A 17,781-nucleotide genomic window follows, 5' to 3' on the forward strand; every position below is an offset into this window, starting at 1 on the left:
GCGTACTGCTGCGAGGAGGTGTATTCGGGGCGCGAACATCATCTACACCCTTGTTTTACACTACCATATTAAAAATTGTTGGATGAGAAAAATTCTAGCTCCGAAAATAATAAATGAGTGACGGATGATGATAGAACGACTGAGGAATGAGTCGCCGCACTTACGTCACGAAACGGATCGTGTTCACCATCTTCGCCCTCTATCTCGTGATGTCGGTTACGTTCGGGTTCATCATGTTGACTGCCAACCCGATGGTCGCTCGTGTAGCCCACGGGGCCGCACAGCAGGCCAGAAACGAACGAGCGAACGAGACCGAACGAAAGCAGATGGTACAGGAAGTCATCGACGAGTACAAGGAAGAACACAATCTGGACGAGCCACTGTTACAGAGCTACACCCGCTGGCTTATCGACATCACGACGTTCGACTGGGGGACATCGTACTCACATCGCGCGCCAGTGATGGCTGTTCTCAGTCGAACGATACCGACGACACTTGCCTACGTTATTCCGGCGATGATGTTCGCGCTTCTCGGAGGGATCGGACTCGGCGTCTACTCGGCGTTGAATCCGGGAACTGCGATGGAGCGATTGGTGACTGGCGGTTCCTACCTCGGGTTCAGTATCCCGAACTACTGGCTCGCCACGGTCGCCACGTTCCTGGGCGCGAGAACGCTCGTCGTCCCTTTCATCTCTAACGGAACGATAATGAGCGTCGTTCTCCCTGCGGCCATCTTGGGCACGTCCCTGCTCGCCGGACAACTGCGGTACGCTCGGGCCGAATCGCACGAGTACGTCTACAGCGAGTTCGTCAAACTCCTGCGGGCGAAAGGAGCGTCTAACTTGCGAGTCGCTCGACATATCCTGCGAAATGCCGCGATCCCACTGCTTTCGCTGTTCTTCGCGGATCTCATCGGTGTGTTGATCGTGAACGTATTCGTCCTCGAACACGTGCTCCGCATCCCCGGCATCGGACGTGCAGGACTGTTTGCGATGGAACAACGCGACCTGCCGCTCATCATCGGCATCGCACTGACCATCGCCTTCGCAGGTATCGTCGGGAACCTGGTACAGGATCTCGCGTATTCGAGCCTCGACCCCCGCGTCGATGCCGAGTGACCGTCACGAACTACCCTGGCAAGACGATGTTCAGCCCCGCGACGACGAGCCCAGCGAGCGCCATCCGAACACCGGCTACGTACCAGCGTTGATCTGATATCGACCCCATGTAGGCACCGAAGACGAAGAGCAACGCGACGCCGATCCCCACCGCCAGCACGGTCGCCAGAAAAAGCGTCAGTGACGTTCCCACGAGGAGGTATGGGCTCACCGGGAGGAGTATCCCGATGAGTGGGCCGAATCCGCTGAGTGTAGCGTTGATGATGCGAGCCCCTTCCTGTTCTCGGTGCATCCGCGTATCGTCCAACTCCGTCAGCATGGCCCGTTCTATCTGCCGTCGTTCAGCACGTTTCTCGGCACGTTCGATCTCCCAAACGCTCCACACACCCGACGTACCGAGGCCGATCGCAGCCCCGACACCGATCTTGAAGACGGTGATTCCATCCGGCACGCCCGACAGAAACGACCCGATTGCGATACCGACGCTCGTCAACGTGCCGTCGAAACCGTTCGAGATGAAGTATCGGCGTGAGATGGAGCGAACATCGTCTTTCTTCAACAGTCGTCGGAGTCGACTCAGCCGCACGATTCAATCCTGTGGTGTCTTGCGCTCTTCGACGATGTACTCCCCGTAGGCGACCTTGTCGATCGAGTGAACCGTTCCACCGAGTTCTTCGATCACGTCGCTAACATCGTCGTAAGCGATGCCATCTCCCTCTATCGTGAGTTTGACGTTCTCGACTTTCTTGTCGGTCTCCAGAAGGGTAGCATCGACGCCTTCCACACCATCACTCTCCCCGACGAGCCGTGCGAATTCGAGAATCGTCGGCTCGTGCGGTTTCAGTAAGTCGAGGACGATCCGTCGTAGTGAAGCCATCTACCGATGAGACGAGGGGTGGACAATTGGATTTTGGGGTGGGAACGGTCGGCTTCGATACCGACTCTGGTTCGGGCATCTGCCGACGTGGCTGTAGTCTGGCAAGGTGGACGATTTCATCGTGCTGGTTCGGACGATGGAACTGGGACGAACTGATTTATGTGAGGTGACCGAACCGTGGCCTGCATGTACGAGAACGTTCTCGTGCCGACCGATGGGAGCGAGGGCTCTGACCGAGCCATCGAGTTGGCCATCGACCTTGCGAAGACGTACGACGCCGCATTGCACACGCTCTACGTCATCGACGCAAACACGCTCTCGTCGGGAGACGAGTTCGGGTCCGTGATTTCGTCACTCGAAGAATCCGCACAGAACGCGATAGACGAGGTGGTCGAGATGGCCGAAGAAGGGGGTGTCAGGACGACCGAGGCGTACTTCGCTCGCGGTATCCCGCACAAAGCGATCCTCGACTACGCCGACGATCACGATATCGAGATCATCGTCATGGGGACACACGGTCGGACGGGACTCGACCGCTATCTCCTCGGCAGCGTCACCGAGAAGGTCGTCCGCACGGCCGACGTCCCTGTTCTGACGGCTCGAATGTCCGATTCCGACGAGTGAATGGAGACCGGCGGCGTTCACGTCCCTGCTCTAGATTCGTCGATCTCGACGTATCGAACCTCTACTGAGATATCGTATCCGGTCGTCTCCCGAATTCGGGTACGAAGCCGTTCGGCGAGGGCCGGATACGTCCGGTCGGATGGCGTCCCGACGGTAACGACGACACTGCTCGGTCGATGCGCCGGGAAATTCGACGGACGAATCTCCTGCGGGAGCAAGAGCGAGGTTCCCTCGTAGAAGAAGTTGATCTCGATGCGTTCGTTGCCTTCGTACCGTGGCTGGTCGAGTATCTGGTCGGTATTATTTCGAACAGTTCGCTCGAACCGTGCATCCTGAACCGACGAGAGGGTGATGCCACCAAGAAAGACCGACAACAGTGCAATCAGGACGAGAAGCACGACGACACGCTTGGTGGTCGCACTCCGCGAGCGTTCGAGTTTGAGCCAGTTTTTCGGACGATAGCCGATGTACCGGAGCGTCACGAGTGCCGAGAGATTGATCGCAAGCACGTTGACGAGGACGAGCACGCCTGCGCTTATCGCAGCGAACGGTTCTCCCCACGCGATGCTGATACCTGCCGCCGCAGCAGGTGGGATGAGGGCGGCGGCGATCATCACGCCGACCAGTGCGGCAGAGACTCCCGAGGAGAGACTGAGGATGCCGGCTGCACCAGCTCCGAGTGCGATGATGAGTGAGAGGAAATCCGGCGAGATACGACCGCTTATCTCCGCGATTTGGGTGATGTTCGTTCCCGGTGGAAACAACGGTATCGACCGAACAAGTAGTGCGAACGCAGCGGCACTCAGAATCGAGAGGACGACGCCTACCGTCTGCAGCCAGATGCCACGTCGGAACATCGCAGGGTCGTCGAGGATGGTACCGACGCTGGCGGACAACGCCGGTCCGACGAGTGGGGCGATGACCATCGCTCCGACGACGACTGCGGCGGAATCGAGGAGCAGTCCCGCCGTGGCGACGATAGCACTGACCACCGTCAATACGAGGAACGTCTGGATGCCAGGCGAGAGTTCACGCGCCCGGATGAGGATCTCCTCTCGGGCGATACGAACCTGCCAACTCGTCTCTTTGGCGTACCGTTTCATCAATTGCTGGAACCGCCGAGAAAGGTCGACCTCGACGTCGCTGATGACGACGTGTGCATCCCGACTCAGTCCGGCGTCACGAAGGTCGTCGATGACCGGTTCGACGGCATTTCGGGGGAGTGGAAACGTGACGATCGCAGCATAATCGTCCGTCCCCCGCCGGGCGCTCGTTTCATCGGTCAGGTAGTAATCGATCGACTCGTCTTCGAGCGTGTTGACCACTGCTTTCTGTTCCCCGACCGGGATGGCGATCTCGACTAACCGCATAACGCGGGGACGGGAGCGACGATATTAGAAGTCGTGGTGGCACGCACATCCTCACTCTAATCGATACACCAGTGCTTCGTATGGTCGGAGTTCGATCCCGTCGATATCGTCGATCGAATCGGTGGCGGAGTCGCTGTAGTTGCCGATGAGTCGCTCGCTTCGGTCGTATGTTACGTCATCGGGAAGTCGAAACGTCGGTTCTCGTTCGAAGAAGTTCAAGACGACCAGTAGTCGAGTCGATGCATCGGTCGGCGTCCGAAGATACGCATAGATCTCCGGGTGGTCGTCGAGGAGCTGTACGTAGCGGCCGTACACCAGAACCGGGTGGGAATGGCGGAGTTCGACGAGGCGGCGGTAGTAGTGCAGAACCGAGTCTTCGTCACGTCGTTCTCGTTCGACGTTGACCTCTGGATAGTTCTCGTTGATCTTGAGCCACGGCTCACCATCCGTGAATCCCGCGTTCTCGTCGGCAGACCACTGCATCGGCGTGCGAGCGTTGTCTCTGCTCCAGAAGTCGACCGCATCCCGAATCTTGTCGAAGGTCGAGATATCGCCAGTCTGTAACGCGAGCATGACTCGCTGGATGGTCGCCTCGTCCCGGTACTCGTCCAGGGTGTGGAATGTCGGATTCGTCATCCCGATTTCGTCGCCCTGGTAGACGAACGGCGTTCCTCGAAGGGTGAACAGGTAGGTTGCAAGCATCTTTGCCGATTCGATTCGATACGTGCCGTCGTCGCCGAATCGAGAGACCATCCGTGGTTGGTCGTGATTGCTGAGGAAGATGCTGTTCCACGCCTGTTCGCCCAGGTCACACTGCCACGTCGTCGTCGCGTCACGGAGTTCGTCGAGATCCCACTCGTCGAAATCCCACGGCCCCTGGTCACCCTTGTCGATGTGAAGATGCTGAAACGTGAACACCATATCGAGTCCGTCCTCGTAGAACCGTCGTGCCTCCTCGATGGTGATGTTGGACGTCTCTCCGACGGTCACGATGTCGTAGTTGCTGAGCACCTGCTCGTACATCTCCTGGATGTACTCGTGCACTCGTGGGCCGTTGATGAAGTGTTCACGCCCTCTCTGGTTCGACTCGGGGTCGCCGTCCGGGAGAGCCGACGGTTTGGAGATGAGGTTGATGACGTCGAACCTGAATCCGTCACAATCCTTTTTGAGCCACCAGCGTATCATCTCGAAGAGGTCTTCCCTGACGGCTGGATTTCGCCAGTCGAGGTCGGGCTGCTTCTGGTCGAACAGATGGAGATACCACGCACCACGCCGGTCGTCGTAACTCCACGCTGGCCCGCCGAAGAAAGATTCCCAGTTGTTCGGCGGCCTGTCAGGGTCTCCGTCGACCCACCAGTAGTACTCTCGATACTTTCCTTCCTCTCGCCGTGACTTGTGAAACCACTCGTGTTCATCGGACGTGTGGTTGGTGACCATGTCCATGATCAGGCGGATGTCCCGTTCGTGGAGTTCGTCGCGCAGCGTCTCCCAGTCCTCCATCGTCCCGTAATCGTCGTGGATCGAACGATAATCACGAACGTCATAGCCGCCATCGACGAGTGGTGAATCGTACACGGGATTCAGCCAGACTACGTCGACACCGAGATCGTCGAGGTAATCGACCTTCTCACAGATGCCGGGCAAATCGCCGATGCCATCGGTGTCCGAATTGTAGAAGCTTCGCGGATATATCTGGTAAACGACATCTTCCTTCCACCACGCCCTCTCATCTCCCATGGGGCAGTATACGACATGGTGCTACTTCTTGATTAGTACGATGGCGCTTGCTCGCTTGTAGTATCGATCGATGGCGTCGACCAGCCGGATGTTTCGACGTATCGAGTAGTGAGCGGTCACTTGACGACCAAGACTGGTACTGGTGCTCTTCGAGTAACTGTTTCAGCAACACTTCCGAGTACGAGACGACTGGCCCCTGACCGTCCATGACTCCCGAGAACGATACGGTCAATCTGCTGTTCCTCGGCGTATTCGACGATGACGTGTCTGGGTTCGCCGAATTCGATCTCGGTCTTCAGTGTGCTCCTGGATTCATCGGCGACTTCTCGCGCCACGTCGAACAGTTCTGAGGCCTGTTCTCGAGCGGATTCGTACCACTCCTTCCAGTATTCTATCGAGACAGATCCTGGTGGGGCACCGTCCTGGAATCTCGGGCGCATCACCTCGACGATGTTGAATCCGGATCCGACCGGATCCATGACGTACAACACCGTGACCTCGGCATCCGGATAATCCGAGAGTGCGACCTCCAGCGCCTTCAACGACAGTGGGGAGCCATCGATCGGAACGAGGACTCGTTTGCCCATACGTGTGGTACGACGTCTACCTCGATAAGCGATAGCGAGAATGGGCTCTACAATCCAGTCCAAACGAGGTTCATTCTAAATTGCGCTCAGCGAACACCGTGACGATGAGGAACACGATCGAACCGAGTCCGATCCATCCCCAGCCAGTCATCGAAAGGGAGCTGACGTCAAAGAGGGAGTTCAGTGGCGTGTAGAGCACGACCAGTTGGAGACCGAACGACACCGCGACGGCGGCGACCAACCAGCGATTCGAGAGTAAGGGTTGGTCGAACCGCGATCGAATGACCTGGATCACCAACATCTCCACCGTGACGATGAACGTGAATAGGAGGGTCTGTGCCGTGATGATATCCTGGATGGCTTGCAGTCCATAGAAGAAGATGACCAGTCCGATGACCGTCATCGTTAGTCCGATAGTGAGGATGGAACCGATCATCGGTCGGTCGATGACTGCTTCATCGTTAGAGCGTGGCGGTCGGTCGAGGATGTTCGGAGCCTTCGGGTCGGTTCCGAGTGCGAGCGCCGGAAGACCATCGGTCACGACGTTGACCCACAGTAGCATCACGGGGGTTAAGATGAGGGCTTCAGATCTGGACGCGAACAGTTGCGGGAAGAAGAAACTCCCGACGAAGACGCCGAGAAAGACGGTGAGCACTTCGCCCGCGTTCGCGGACAACAGCAAGTTCACGAACTTTCGGATGTTGTCGAAGATCGCACGTCCCTCTGCGATCGCGTCGCGGATGGTGACGAAATTGTCGTCGAGTAGTACCATATCCGAGGCCTGCTGGGCGACGTCGGTGCCGCGGATTCCCATCGAGATTCCGACGTCGGCGTTCCGGAGTGCAGGGGCATCGTTGACCCCATCACCAGTCATCGCGACGTTGTGCCCGTTCTCTTGCAGTGCCTTCAGGATTCGAACCTTATGCTGGGGTGAAACGCGAGCGAAGATCTCGATGTCCTTCACGACGTCGCGTAGTTCGCCATCTGAGAGTGTTTCGATGTCTGCTCCTTCGAGCGCCCTTTCCGCATCGAAGCCGATGTCCTCGCCGATAGCTTTGGCCGTCTCGATGTTGTCTCCGGTCGCCATGATGACCTGGATTCCAGCGTCTCGGCAGTCTTCGATCGCCTCCAGAACCTCGTCACGCGGAGGGTCGATCATCCCCTGAAGACCGAGAAATATCATGTTCTGTTCGATCTCCTCGGGGTCGGCTTCTGGGTCTGCAACTGGCCGGGCGGCGAAACCGAGCACTCGAAGTGCGTCCGAGGCGAACTGCCGATTCCGTTCGAGAACCTCCTCACGCTTCGACTCCGTGAGTTCTCGAATCGCACCATCCTCCAGGATACGGTCACACCGGTCGAGCACCACTTCCGGTGCTCCTTTCATGTACGCAGTACTTTCTGTCTCCGCCTCAGCGGCAGCAGCTTCCGACAGCACCGATGACGTTTCGCGGGCGATGACCGTCATCCGCTTGCGCTCAGACGTGAACGGTATCTCGCGGAGACGGTCGTGGTCGGGATCGATTTTTTGTTTCGCTGCCGAGACGAGAAGGGCAACTTCGGTTGGGTCACCGTAGTACTCCTCGTCCGCGGATTCCGGTGCCCGTTCGGCGTCGTTGCAGTACGCTCCACAAGTGAGAAGCGGTTCGAGCTTCTCGGAGTCAATGGTTTCGCCCTCGTGTTCGAATTTGCCGTCCGTCGAAAGACCCGTACCAGTTACCTCGTAGGAGGCTCCGGCGAAATACACCTGCTTGACGGTCATCTGACTCTCGGTGAGCGTCCCCGTCTTGTCGCTCACGATGACGTCGACCGATCCGAGACTCTCGACCACTGGAAGCCGACGAACGAGCGCATTCCGGTCGAGGATATTGCGTGACCCCAGCGCAAGCGTCAGCGTCACGACTGCCGGGAGCCCCTCGGGTACCGCTGCAACAGCCAACGTGATACCGGTCAACAGGATCGAGAGCCATCCCGCTGCGGTGAAGACGAACTGGGTTGCTGCGATGACGAAGATCAATCCAACGACGCCGACGCCGATCCGTTTCCCGAGAGCGTCGATCTCCTTCTGAAAGGGAGTTTCCCGCGTTTCTGCCGCCTGAATCTCGGTTGCGATATCCCCTACTTCGGTCTCCATCCCGGTCTCCACGACGACGGCCCGCCCTCGGCCTTTGATCGCCGTCGTGTTCATGAATATCATATTGTCTCGCTCGGCCAGGGGCGTCTCCGAATCGACGGTTCCCGTCTCCTTCGTGACGGTGGCACTTTCGCCAGTGAGTGCCGCCTCGTCGGTTTCCATGGACGTCGCTTCCACGAGTCGAGCATCAGCAGGGACGACGTCGCCCTGCTCAATGACCACGACATCGCCCGGTACGACATCCGCGGCGTCGACGATCATCTTCTCTCCATCTCGGAGCACGGTCGCGTCCGGCGTGGAGAGTTCCCGGAGGGATTGAATCGACATCTCGGCGCGATAGTCCTGGACGAATCCGAAGATACCGTTGGCCAGCAATATCAACAGGATCAGGGTCGCTTCCTCGTATCTAGGTTCGGTTCCCGGAAGCAGTCCGACGCCGAGCGAAAGAAGCGCCGCGAAGATTAGCAGATAGATCAGGAAATCTTGAAACTGTGCGAGGAGGATCTCGTACGGCGAGATCTCTTCTTCTTGTCGGATCTCGTTGGGGCCGTACTCGTCTCGCCGGTCGGTCGCTTCGTCGGTGGTCAAACCGCGCTCGTTCGAATCCAACCGCTCGAAGACGGCTTCGATCGGTTCGGAATACCATTCGGTAGACTGCTCTTTCTGGGAATCGACAGAGATCATCGGTAGGTGGTAGGTACGGCCTCCGACCGTAGGTCGTTCGTAGGATAAGCGCCATACTCAGTTTTACGACTCGGAAAGCGGACGGTCATCTGGCGGAGCGACCAGGAGGGGCCTCGGTAAGTCAAAGCATGCTAAACAGAGTTGGTTTGACTAACCAAATAATAGAATAGATAGTAACAAAGCTTTTAATTAGATAAGCCTAAACTCCACTCATGGAGACCCCAGAAGTCGTAGAACCTCCGAAGACGATCTTCGAAAGTCAGGATGGCGTCGTGCGAGTTGCGTCATCCACAGTTACGACTGCAACAGGGGTCGAACATCCACCCGCGACGGCGATTCAGCGGGGTGTGTCGAATGCCATCGATAGATTATTCACGAGCAACGGCGCTCTCGGAAGAACTGGAGCATAGATTAGTCGCGTCACTCGAATCGGACATCACGACCACACGTCGGTCGGTTCTCGGCGGAATCGGTCTGGCTGGCAGTGCGGCGCTAGCGGGGATGAGTCGTAGCGACGGCGAATCCCACGAAACAGGCGGCCACGGCGGCGATTCTCACGGAAACTTCGGGGCTGTCGGCGAGTACCGTGATCTGGATTTCGACCCACACGAGTACCTGTCCCAGTTCAATACTGGGCGCGGCGAGCAGGAGAACGTCCCACAGCAAACGTACGAGGAGAACGGACGAACGGTTCGTGAGTTCACGTTCACGGCGGTCGATTCGACGGTCACCATCGCTCCCGGAATCGAGTTCTCGGCGTGGTCGTACAACGGGCAGGTTCCTGGACCGACGATTCGAGCCGTCGAGGGAGATCTCATCCGCATACAGTTCGAGAACTTCGGACGGCACGCCCACACCATCCACCCGCACCTGCGAAATCTCGACCCGCGGATGGATGGCATCCCGACGAACGGGCCGGGTGTCCTCGACACGGGCGAATCGTTCACGTACGAATGGATAGCCCAACCGGCAGGCTGTCACTTCTATCACTGCCATTCACTCCCGCTGAAAGAACACATCCATCGGGGACTGTACGGTGCGGTCATCATCGACCCCGACCCTGAGCGCGTCGCAAAGAAACCACAGGAGTACTGCGAGTTCCACCGGTCACAGATCACCGACGAACTTCGTGCGGAGCTCGTCGCAGAGGCAAAGAGCCGGAACCACGAGTATCCCGAGAACGACGCTGTCAACGAGATGGTGATGGTGATGAACGGCTTCGACACCAATTTCGACGGCGACAACGAGGTGTACGCCGTCAACACGCGTGCGTTCGCGTACGGAGTTGGGCAGACTGACGGCAACGGGAACTGGAAAGCTGGCGAGACGAAACACCCGATCCAGTTGGACAAGACGAAGCGCCATCGAGTGTTTCTCGTCAACGTCATCGAGTTCGACCCGATCAACTCGTTCCACACCCACTCGCAGTTCTTCGACTACTACGACCATGGTACGATGCTCACACCGACGCTAAGGACGGTCGATACGGTCATGCAGTGTCAGGCACAGCGCGGAATCATCGAACTGGATTACTCGACCCACGACCCCGGACTGTACATGTTCCACGCGCATCAGTCCGAATTCGCAGAACTTGGCTGGATGAGCTTCTTCGAGGTGGTTTGAATGAGCAACCCGAACACCGACGGCGGTACGACCGTGAACCGATCCAAGCGCCCATTCGGTCTTCCCAGGTGGGTCGCTGCCCTCCTCCCCATCCTCCTGCTGGGTCTCATCGCAGGGGGCTTCTTCGCGGCGACACCGTTCGCGTCACTCGACGCGGGGGGTGAACCACTTCCCGACGTAACGGTGACGCACACGACCTTGCCGAACGACGAGACGGTCGTCGTCCACGTCACGAACAACGGTCCGAACGACGTCACCATCTCACAGATTCTCGTCGACGAGGCTTACTGGAACTTCGACGTCGAGGGGGCGGGCGGCGACAACAGCCTCGTGCCCCGCGAGAGCGCACGGGTCGTCATCCCCTACCACTGGAATCCAGGATGGGATCTCGAAGTCGCGCTGCTGCTCTCGGATGGCAGCACGGTTCACCATACGATCGTCGCACCGAACGAATCCCCCGGTCTGACGGGTGAGCTGCTGGTGACGATGGCCGTAATCGGCGTATTCGTCGGCGTCATTCCCGTCGCACTCGGGATGCTGTGGTTCCCGTTCATGCAGTCGATGAGCAACCGATGGCTCCACGCGATACTCGCGTTCTCGGCAGGTATCCTCGCCTTCCTCGCCATCGATGCGGGATTCGAGGCGTTCGAATTCAGCGAGCAGGTGCCGGGCGCGTACGAAGGCACTGCACTCGTTGCACTCGGTATCATCGGGTCGATTCTTGCAGTTCAGTCCGTCAGCGCGTGGCGAAAAGGTCGAGCGGAGGCCGGTGACGCTCGCGCACAGAGCGGTCTATGGGTCGCGTATCTCGTCGCACTCGGTATCGGCCTGCACAACCTCGCCGAGGGGTTGGCTATCGGTAGTTCGTTCGCGCTCGGTCGGGTATCGCTCGGGGCGTTCCTCGTCATCGGGTTCATGCTCCACAACGTGACCGAAGGCCCGGCTGTCGTCGCACCAGTCGCACGCGGCGAGCGACCGAGCATCATGCATTTCCTCGGTCTTGGACTGCTCGCGGGCGCACCAGTCATCCTCGGTGGGTGGCTCGGAAGCCTCGCCTTCTCGCCAACACTCGGCGCGTTCTTCCTCGCTATCGGTGTTGGTGCGATCATCCAGGTCATCTGGGAGTTGCGAGGGATGATCAGCCGCAACGGACGGGTATCGTCGGCGTTGAACCTCGTCACGTTCCTGGTCGGGCTGGTCGTGATGTACGTCACCGACCTCTTCGTCGTGATCTAGCCTTCCAGACCGGGTTTTATCGCTAGGATACGGATACTACGGTCGATTTTCGTGTTCTTCGGCCCATTCGAGGAGGGGTTCCAGATGGGGACACAGTTGTTCACCAGTAGACGTGAGGTCGTACTCTACGCGAGGCGGTATCTCCGCATACTGTTCCCGCGACAGGTAGCCTGCTTCGACGAGTTCGTCGAGACGCGTCGACAACGTCGAACTACTCACGTCACCGAACGTCTTCTCGACCTCCCCGTACCTTGCTGGTCCGATAGCACCGACGACACAGATCAACTGCATCGCATACCGGCGACTGAGAAGATCCATCACGCCCCCGAGGGGGCAGTAGCACGTAGGGGAGTCATCCTTCGAATCGCCCGTCTCATCCGGGGTTTCTATATCGTTTGCCATAGCTTTCGTTCACCGCACCTACTCCAGTACTTCGGACTTGACAGCTTAATAGCTTTGGTATTCAAAGTAAAGGCGTCGTATGACAAAACACCTCGACGAAACGCTCGACGAACAGCCCAACGAACGAGGCGAAAATACGCGGAGCAACGACCCGGCCGACGGCGACTTTCCGGAGATCGCCTGTACCCTCACGTCAGCGCAGATGGAGCAGCGAAAGGAGTGGGTCGAAGAGAATCTCTTGCCTCATCTGAACGCCATCGAGAAACACGACGATGGGTTATCGATAGTGTTCGACCGAAATCCGGAAGCGTATGCAGCGGTCGCTGAGGTGGCCTGGAAGGAATCCCAGTGCTGTGCGTGGGCCACGTTCGACGTGGAACTCCCACCCGGAGACGGGCCCATCAGGTGGAATGCTCGCTCTTCACGGGCGGAGGGCGCTGCATTTTTCGCTGAAGGCCTCCGTGAGACCCTTCAGGAGTTCGATGGGGTACCGACATTCGACTGAATCAAATCCAGCATCCGAATCGGGGTCATCGACGAGCTACGATCGGAGGGAGAACGAGGTCAGCGGGCGGTAGCGCGTCACGGTACGTCATCGTCGATACTGCTCACTTCCCGACGACGCCTTCGTCGATGTCACCGAACGCGATGACCTCGCCGCCGTGCTCGTCGGCGAACGACTTGGCGTCGCTCTGTTTCGAGAATGGGATGAAGTCCGGCCCCATCGCACCCTCGACCTTGCTGTCGACGACGTACTGGAGTTCCTTGGCGCGAGCGAACGATTCTGGTTCGGTGTGTGAGGAGATGGTCGTCGTCCCGCCTTGCGTCGAAACGTCGTAGTCGACCGAGGAGTAGTCGGTGACGTAGCCAGCGACGAGATTCCATCCCTGCTGTTCGTGCTCGAACTTGAAGGGGAAGAAACACTGCTTCAGCGAATCGAAGCGCGCAGGGTTGTCGTGGCCTTTGGGGCTGTTGCTCTCGTAGAATATCTGACCGTTAGGACCGGGATGCTTCTTGATCATCATCCCGCAAGCGTCGCAGTCGAGCCCACCACCGACTGCGACTGGTTCGGGAACGTCGCCGTTCCCCTGGAGGACGTTACCGATACACCCCGCGAGCGACGTCGCGATTCCGAGGGCGCCGACCCGGAGGACGTTGCGTCGTCGCTCGTCGGCTCTATTTTCGTGTGCGTGAGATGCGCAGTGGTGGCGTTCGCTGCCGTGCTCCCGAGAACACATGATACCTGTTCTCGGTCGTGGTTCATCGTAGTCCCTGGTCTGATTCTCGGAAACTAAAAATCGAGGGGAGAGGTAAATGTGTGCCGCACCTACCGTTCCAGAAGCACCCCATCCCGATAGCTACGAATGAACCCGAAACCCGTCCTCGCCGTCGTATTTTCATTCCTGCTGTTGAGTAGCACTGCATTCGTAGTGGACGTGGGCGCAGACCGATCCGACCCAGTACCCTTCGACGATACTATCAGTATGGGGATGACAGCCGCCACGACGGTCGAGGCCCGCGCCCAGGGGATCGTGATTCCGCGAGCAGAGGTGTTCTACTCCCAGTATCGCTACGTCGTCGGCTATCACGGCGTCACCTCACTCGTGGACGAACTCGGTCGTGAGGGCCACGGACGGCAATTCGGGCTTCCGCTCACAGTGTACGTGAGCGACTACGACGCCGCCCAACTGGAGGTCGGCAACGATGGTTTCCTCCGGTTGGCGAATCCCACCTCGTCGTACGTAGACTGGGTCGCAGCCGATGAAGCCTACTTCGTCGTCGGTAGTCGAGCGCGAACCCCGGCAGGCGAGGCAGTCGTCCCCTTCTCCTCACGATCCGCCGCCGAGCAGTTCGCCGACGAATACGGCGGTGAGGTTCGGCGCTGGGACGCGGTTCGAGCGATGACGTTCGGGACGGGAACCGCGACCCGCGAGGCGTTCCAACGGAAGGTTCGCCAGCACCACTCGTGGGCCGACGAGCGAGTCACCGACGCTAACCGCTTGCTCGACCGCCCGGTCTCGGTTGTGGTCGGCAAAGACGCCGAGACGATAGCCGGTGCAGTCGAGGCTGCGCCTGCGAACACCACAGTTCTCGTTCCGCCGGGAACCTACGAAGCGAACCTGACCATCGACAAGCCGATAACGCTCCGGGGTGCCGGAAATTCGACCCACCTCCAGGGCGACGGAAACGGGAGCGTCGTAACCGTGACCGCCCCGAACGCGGCGGTCGCAGACCTCCGTGTCTCCGGTGTGGGTGACACCTTCTCGCCGGAGAACGTCCCCACGAACCGGAGCGAAGAGTGGGACTACCGAGTTCAGCTCGGTTATGGCTACGGCGACGCAGGCGTCACGCTCGACTCGGCAAACGGTTCGCTGGTTCGGAACGTCTCGGTGGAGACGCCAGCGAACGGCGTGGTGGTTCGATGGAGCCAGAACACGGTGGTCGACGACGTGACCGTCAACGGGAGCGAGGAGTGGCAGGACGGCTTCATGGGCGTCATGGTGATGCGCTCGCGGCTGGTCGTCGAGGACTCGACGTTCATCGGTGGGCGGGATGGCGTCTACACCCATCTCGCGGACGGAATCGTCGTCCGGGACAATCGGATGGTCGGCGAAGACGGAATGCGATTCGGCGTCCACGAGATGTACACCTCGAATGCGCTCGTGGCGAACAACACGGTCACGGGAACCGGTATCGGCGTGGTCGTGATGACTCGACCCACCGGAAACCTCCTCGTCGGCAACGACATCCGGGGCAGCTACTCCGGAATCAAGGTCGGCGGTCGAGCCTCTTACATCGCCGAGAACGTGGTCGTGAACAATCACTACGGCCTCGAATCACCATCGAAGACCTCCATCTACGAGCGCAACGTCGTCGCCCACAACGACGTGGGGTTCCGGGCGTCGTCACTCATCCCGACCAATCGGGTCGTCTCCAATGACTTCGTGGCAAATGACCACTCCGCCTCGGCGTACCTCGGGCCCCTCAGGGTCTGGACCGCCGACGGTCGCGGGAACTACTGGGATGACGCACCGGACGTTGACGCCGACGCCGACGGCGTACTGGAGCGAGCCTACCAGCCGACCGGCCCGGTCGATAGCCGGGTGAACGACGTGACCGGCGCGCGAACCCTGGCCGACTCGCCCGCGCTGGCAGCGATTCGTGCGCTTCAGGGAACCGTCCCCGGTCTCAGACCCACGGGGATCGTGGACGAGGCACCACTGGCCGAGCCTGTCCGTCCAGCCGTCGTGGCGAACGTGACTGCGAATGGAACAGGAGGTGAGCGATGAACGACCGACCCAAATCCGACATCGACGAGGAGAACGAAGTGATCGACCGAACCGACTCCGAACGCGAACGGGAGGCCGAAGAGCGAGAGAAAGATTTCGAAGAAACTCGATCCGAGGTTCTGACCGTCGAGAACCTCGGCCACTCGTTTGGCGAGGTGGACGTGTTCTCGGAGCTGTCGTTTTCGGTCGAAGCCGGAACCGTCACGGCGCTGGTCGGCCCGAACGGCTCGGGGAAGACGACGCTCCTGCGGGGGATTCTGGGTCTCATGCGACCGGACAAAGGCAGGGTCACGCTGGCCAACTCGTCCGACGACGGGCGACGGGTGGGCTACCTGCCCCAGAACCCCGCCTTCCGACCGGCGTTCACCGTGTCGGAAACTCTGCAATTCTACGCCGACCTGCTGAACCGCGAGGTGGACGTGTCGGCGGTCCTCGAGCGGGTCGGCCTGTCGCAGGCGACCGACCGACGGGTGGACGCCCTTTCGGGTGGGATGACACGCCTGCTCGGTGTCGGACAGGCGATACTGGGTGACCCGCCGTTGGTCGTCCTCGACGAACCGACGGGTGATCTCGACCCCCGGATGACCGAGTATATTTTCAAACTCGTAGGCGACCTCGCCGACGCTGGGATGGCGGTTCTGCTGGCGACTCACAACCTCACCGGAGCCGAGGAAGCCGACACAGTCCTTCTGCTCGACCACGGTGATGTGGTCGCTGAGGGGTCGCCCGCCGACTTCGTCAACCGGGCTGATACGGACACCTTCCGCGAGGCGTTCCTCGCGCTCACTGGCGGTACGAGCGTCGAGGACGGTGTAAGCGGAGAGGGCAGTGCGGGTTGTGAGAGTGGCGCGGCAAGTGCGACTACCGCACATCAAAACGGCGAGCAGGGTACGCCGACCGTCAGCGTCCGGACGGGAGATGATGAACGATGAACCGCCAGTCGCTAGACCGGCTGTTCGCGGTCGCTGGCCGGGAGTTGACCACAGTCGTCCGAACACGGGCGTTCCTTCTGCTCGCGTTCGCGTTCGCCCTCGTCGTCGCGGCGCTGGCGTGGACCACCGGCACGGTCGGCTACGTTCCGCTGGTGCTCGACCTGCTCACGCCGGTCGAGGTGCTGGTGCCTGCGCTCGCGCTGGCGTTCGGTTACCGGACGGTGCTCGCCGACGAGGAGCGCGGCGAACTCGATGTGATCCGGACGTATCCAGTCTCGCGGGAGACGTTCGTCGTCGGGGCGTACCTCGGACGGGCGGCGGCGTTGCTGGTCGCTGTCGTCACGCCACTGCTCGCAGTCGCCGTGCTCGTGCCCCTGTTCGGCGGAGTCGGGACTACGGTCATCGCCTCCCACGCTGCGTCGGACTCGCCGGTCCTCTATCTGCGGTTCGTCGTCCTTACGGCCGCGTTCGTGCTGGTAATGACGGCCGCGGCGATAGCCGTTTCCACGACCACGGAATCGACCTGGGCGGCCCTCGCATTCGGCGTGGCGCTCGGCGTGGCGTTCGTAGTCGGCTTCGATGCAGCAATCGTCGCCGGGCTTGCCGGAGGCGTTGTCTCCGAGGGCGGGCTCAGTCTACTCCTCGGCCTAAGCCCGAACAGCGCCTTCCGCGGCCTCGTGCTAGAGACCGTTGTCGGCGGCGTCGATTCGGGCGCACCGGCTGCCTCACTCGTCGCAAGCCTTCTCGGGCTGGTACTCTGGCTCGGTGGCTCACTCGCGGTCGCGGTAGTGACGGTCTGGTCGGGACGGCGGTGAAGTGGACGGTGTCGCAGACTGTATCGTCTTCTCCTGTGATGTATCTGGTGCGAAAACGGTTCGATGTGACCTCCTCGACCATAGTGAAGCGTCTCACACTCGGGCGTCTCCACCGTGTCGTGAAGTCGGTCGATATGATCGAGGGTCACGAGTTCGGGTTGCGGCTTTCGACCGGAGAGGCGACCTTCATTTTCTATCCCCGCCGTGAGCCCGGATCCGAGTATTGTCGCCCCAAGCGTTCCAAGGAACGTTCGTCGTGAGTACCGTGTGATATCGTACAAAGCCATCACTGACACATCGCCATCTACACACAATCAATGATTAGTGAGGAATTACGTCAATATCTTGACTTAGA

Annotated in this window: 16 protein-coding genes; 8 read left to right on the top strand and 8 right to left on the bottom strand. The window is 59.7% G+C overall.

The features are described from left to right. Positions 1–146: 146 nt before the first annotated feature. Positions 147–1,118: an ABC transporter permease gene (locus ACR3FE_RS14950; RefSeq protein WP_458207964.1), complete on the top strand. Its 972-nt coding sequence runs from the start codon at positions 147–149 to the stop codon at positions 1,116–1,118. Positions 1,119–1,128: 10 nt separating this feature from the next. Here the strand turns inward: ACR3FE_RS14950 and ACR3FE_RS14955 are convergent, their stop codons facing one another. Both ACR3FE_RS14955 and ACR3FE_RS14960 read right to left on the bottom strand, forming a co-directional pair. Next, positions 1,129–1,707 carry a VIT1/CCC1 transporter family protein gene (locus ACR3FE_RS14955; RefSeq protein ID WP_458208191.1) on the bottom strand — a complete coding sequence of 193 codons (579 nt, stop codon included), beginning with the start codon at positions 1,705–1,707 and terminating at the stop codon, positions 1,129–1,131. Then, the gene (locus ACR3FE_RS14960) at positions 1,708–1,995 is read right to left on the bottom strand and encodes a DUF211 domain-containing protein (RefSeq protein WP_458207966.1); all 288 of its coding nucleotides are present in this window, start codon (positions 1,993–1,995) and stop codon (positions 1,708–1,710) included. It lies immediately after the preceding gene. Positions 1,996–2,181: 186 nt separating this feature from the next. Between ACR3FE_RS14960 and ACR3FE_RS14965 the strand changes: the two genes are divergently transcribed. Next, the gene (locus tag ACR3FE_RS14965; RefSeq protein ID WP_458207968.1) at positions 2,182–2,619 is read left to right on the top strand and encodes a universal stress protein; all 438 of its coding nucleotides are present in this window, start codon (positions 2,182–2,184) and stop codon (positions 2,617–2,619) included. A 17-nt stretch (positions 2,620–2,636) separates the two neighbouring features. On the opposite strand, the gene ACR3FE_RS14970 is transcribed toward ACR3FE_RS14965, so the two are convergent. From ACR3FE_RS14970 to ACR3FE_RS14985, 4 genes are all read right to left on the bottom strand, one after another. After that, positions 2,637–3,989 (bottom strand): TIGR00341 family protein, encoded by a 1,353-nt coding sequence (locus ACR3FE_RS14970; protein WP_458207969.1) that lies wholly within the window; start codon positions 3,987–3,989, stop codon positions 2,637–2,639. A gap of 51 nt (positions 3,990–4,040) precedes the next feature. Further along, the gene (locus ACR3FE_RS14975; protein ID WP_458207970.1) at positions 4,041–5,726 is read right to left on the bottom strand and encodes a glycoside hydrolase family 13 protein; all 1,686 of its coding nucleotides are present in this window, start codon (positions 5,724–5,726) and stop codon (positions 4,041–4,043) included. 116 nt (positions 5,727–5,842) lie between these two features. After that, entirely contained in the window at positions 5,843–6,313 is a 471-nt protein-coding gene (locus tag ACR3FE_RS14980; RefSeq protein ID WP_458207971.1) for a universal stress protein, read from the bottom strand. A gap of 70 nt (positions 6,314–6,383) precedes the next feature. Next, on the bottom strand, positions 6,384–9,128 hold the full coding sequence (locus ACR3FE_RS14985) for a cation-translocating P-type ATPase (protein ID WP_458207973.1): 2,745 nt from the start codon (positions 9,126–9,128) through the stop codon (positions 6,384–6,386). 354 nt (positions 9,129–9,482) lie between these two features. Between ACR3FE_RS14985 and ACR3FE_RS14990 the strand changes: the two genes are divergently transcribed. Together ACR3FE_RS14990 and ACR3FE_RS14995 are read left to right on the top strand one after the other, a co-directional pair. Then, positions 9,483–10,751 carry a multicopper oxidase domain-containing protein gene (locus tag ACR3FE_RS14990; RefSeq protein WP_458207975.1) on the top strand — a complete coding sequence of 423 codons (1,269 nt, stop codon included), beginning with the start codon at positions 9,483–9,485 and terminating at the stop codon, positions 10,749–10,751. After that, positions 10,752–11,987: a ZIP family metal transporter gene (locus ACR3FE_RS14995; RefSeq protein WP_458207976.1), complete on the top strand. Its 1,236-nt coding sequence runs from the start codon at positions 10,752–10,754 to the stop codon at positions 11,985–11,987. A 36-nt stretch (positions 11,988–12,023) separates the two neighbouring features. Here ACR3FE_RS14995 and ACR3FE_RS15000 read toward each other — a convergent pair whose 3' ends face one another. Then, positions 12,024–12,389 (bottom strand): winged helix-turn-helix transcriptional regulator, encoded by a 366-nt coding sequence (locus ACR3FE_RS15000; RefSeq protein WP_458207977.1) that lies wholly within the window; start codon positions 12,387–12,389, stop codon positions 12,024–12,026. 79 nt (positions 12,390–12,468) lie between these two features. Here ACR3FE_RS15000 and ACR3FE_RS15005 point away from each other — a divergent pair, with 79 nt between their 5' ends. After that, positions 12,469–12,894, top strand: a complete 426-nt coding sequence (locus tag ACR3FE_RS15005; RefSeq protein ID WP_458207979.1) for a hypothetical protein — start codon at positions 12,469–12,471, stop codon at positions 12,892–12,894. 103 nt (positions 12,895–12,997) lie between these two features. Here ACR3FE_RS15005 and ACR3FE_RS15010 read toward each other — a convergent pair whose 3' ends face one another. Continuing rightward, positions 12,998–13,627: a nitrous oxide reductase accessory protein NosL gene (locus ACR3FE_RS15010; protein WP_458207980.1), complete on the bottom strand. Its 630-nt coding sequence runs from the start codon at positions 13,625–13,627 to the stop codon at positions 12,998–13,000. Between the two features lie 126 nt (positions 13,628–13,753). Between ACR3FE_RS15010 and ACR3FE_RS15015 the strand changes: the two genes are divergently transcribed. The 3 genes from ACR3FE_RS15015 to ACR3FE_RS15025 are packed head-to-tail and all read left to right on the top strand — an operon-like array spanning position 13,754 to position 17,426. Then, entirely contained in the window at positions 13,754–15,679 is a 1,926-nt protein-coding gene (locus ACR3FE_RS15015) for a NosD domain-containing protein (protein WP_458207981.1), read from the top strand. After that, a complete protein-coding gene (locus ACR3FE_RS15020; protein ID WP_458207982.1) occupies positions 15,676–16,611 on the top strand; it encodes an ABC transporter ATP-binding protein in 936 nt (311 codons plus the stop codon). Before ACR3FE_RS15015 ends, ACR3FE_RS15020 begins: the two co-directional genes overlap by 4 nt. Further along, positions 16,608–17,426 (top strand): ABC transporter permease, encoded by an 819-nt coding sequence (locus tag ACR3FE_RS15025; RefSeq protein WP_458207984.1) that lies wholly within the window; start codon positions 16,608–16,610, stop codon positions 17,424–17,426. The genes ACR3FE_RS15020 and ACR3FE_RS15025 overlap by 4 nt, the downstream gene beginning before the upstream one ends. Positions 17,427–17,781: the final 355 nt, after the last annotated feature.

It is taken from the genome of Haladaptatus rarus, assembly GCF_054177585.1.

Coding starts and splice junctions, on each gene's coding strand:
- ACR3FE_RS15025 (WP_458207984.1), top strand. CDS start 16,608: ATGAACCGCCAGTCGCTAGACCGGCTGTTCGCGGTCGCTGGCCGGGAG.
- ACR3FE_RS14985 (WP_458207973.1), bottom strand. CDS start 9,128: ATGATCTCTGTCGATTCCCAGAAAGAGCAGTCTACCGAATGGTATTCC.
- ACR3FE_RS14995 (WP_458207976.1), top strand. CDS start 10,752: ATGAGCAACCCGAACACCGACGGCGGTACGACCGTGAACCGATCCAAG.
- ACR3FE_RS14975 (WP_458207970.1), bottom strand. CDS start 5,726: ATGGGAGATGAGAGGGCGTGGTGGAAGGAAGATGTCGTTTACCAGATA.
- ACR3FE_RS14960 (WP_458207966.1), bottom strand. CDS start 1,995: ATGGCTTCACTACGACGGATCGTCCTCGACTTACTGAAACCGCACGAG.
- ACR3FE_RS15015 (WP_458207981.1), top strand. CDS start 13,754: ATGAACCCGAAACCCGTCCTCGCCGTCGTATTTTCATTCCTGCTGTTG.
- ACR3FE_RS14980 (WP_458207971.1), bottom strand. CDS start 6,313: ATGGGCAAACGAGTCCTCGTTCCGATCGATGGCTCCCCACTGTCGTTG.
- ACR3FE_RS14950 (WP_458207964.1), top strand. CDS start 147: ATGAGTCGCCGCACTTACGTCACGAAACGGATCGTGTTCACCATCTTC.
- ACR3FE_RS14965 (WP_458207968.1), top strand. CDS start 2,182: ATGTACGAGAACGTTCTCGTGCCGACCGATGGGAGCGAGGGCTCTGAC.
- ACR3FE_RS14990 (WP_458207975.1), top strand. CDS start 9,483: ATGCCATCGATAGATTATTCACGAGCAACGGCGCTCTCGGAAGAACTG.
- ACR3FE_RS14970 (WP_458207969.1), bottom strand. CDS start 3,989: ATGCGGTTAGTCGAGATCGCCATCCCGGTCGGGGAACAGAAAGCAGTG.
- ACR3FE_RS15000 (WP_458207977.1), bottom strand. CDS start 12,389: ATGGCAAACGATATAGAAACCCCGGATGAGACGGGCGATTCGAAGGAT.
- ACR3FE_RS15005 (WP_458207979.1), top strand. CDS start 12,469: ATGACAAAACACCTCGACGAAACGCTCGACGAACAGCCCAACGAACGA.
- ACR3FE_RS15010 (WP_458207980.1), bottom strand. CDS start 13,627: ATGTGTTCTCGGGAGCACGGCAGCGAACGCCACCACTGCGCATCTCAC.
- ACR3FE_RS15020 (WP_458207982.1), top strand. CDS start 15,676: ATGAACGACCGACCCAAATCCGACATCGACGAGGAGAACGAAGTGATC.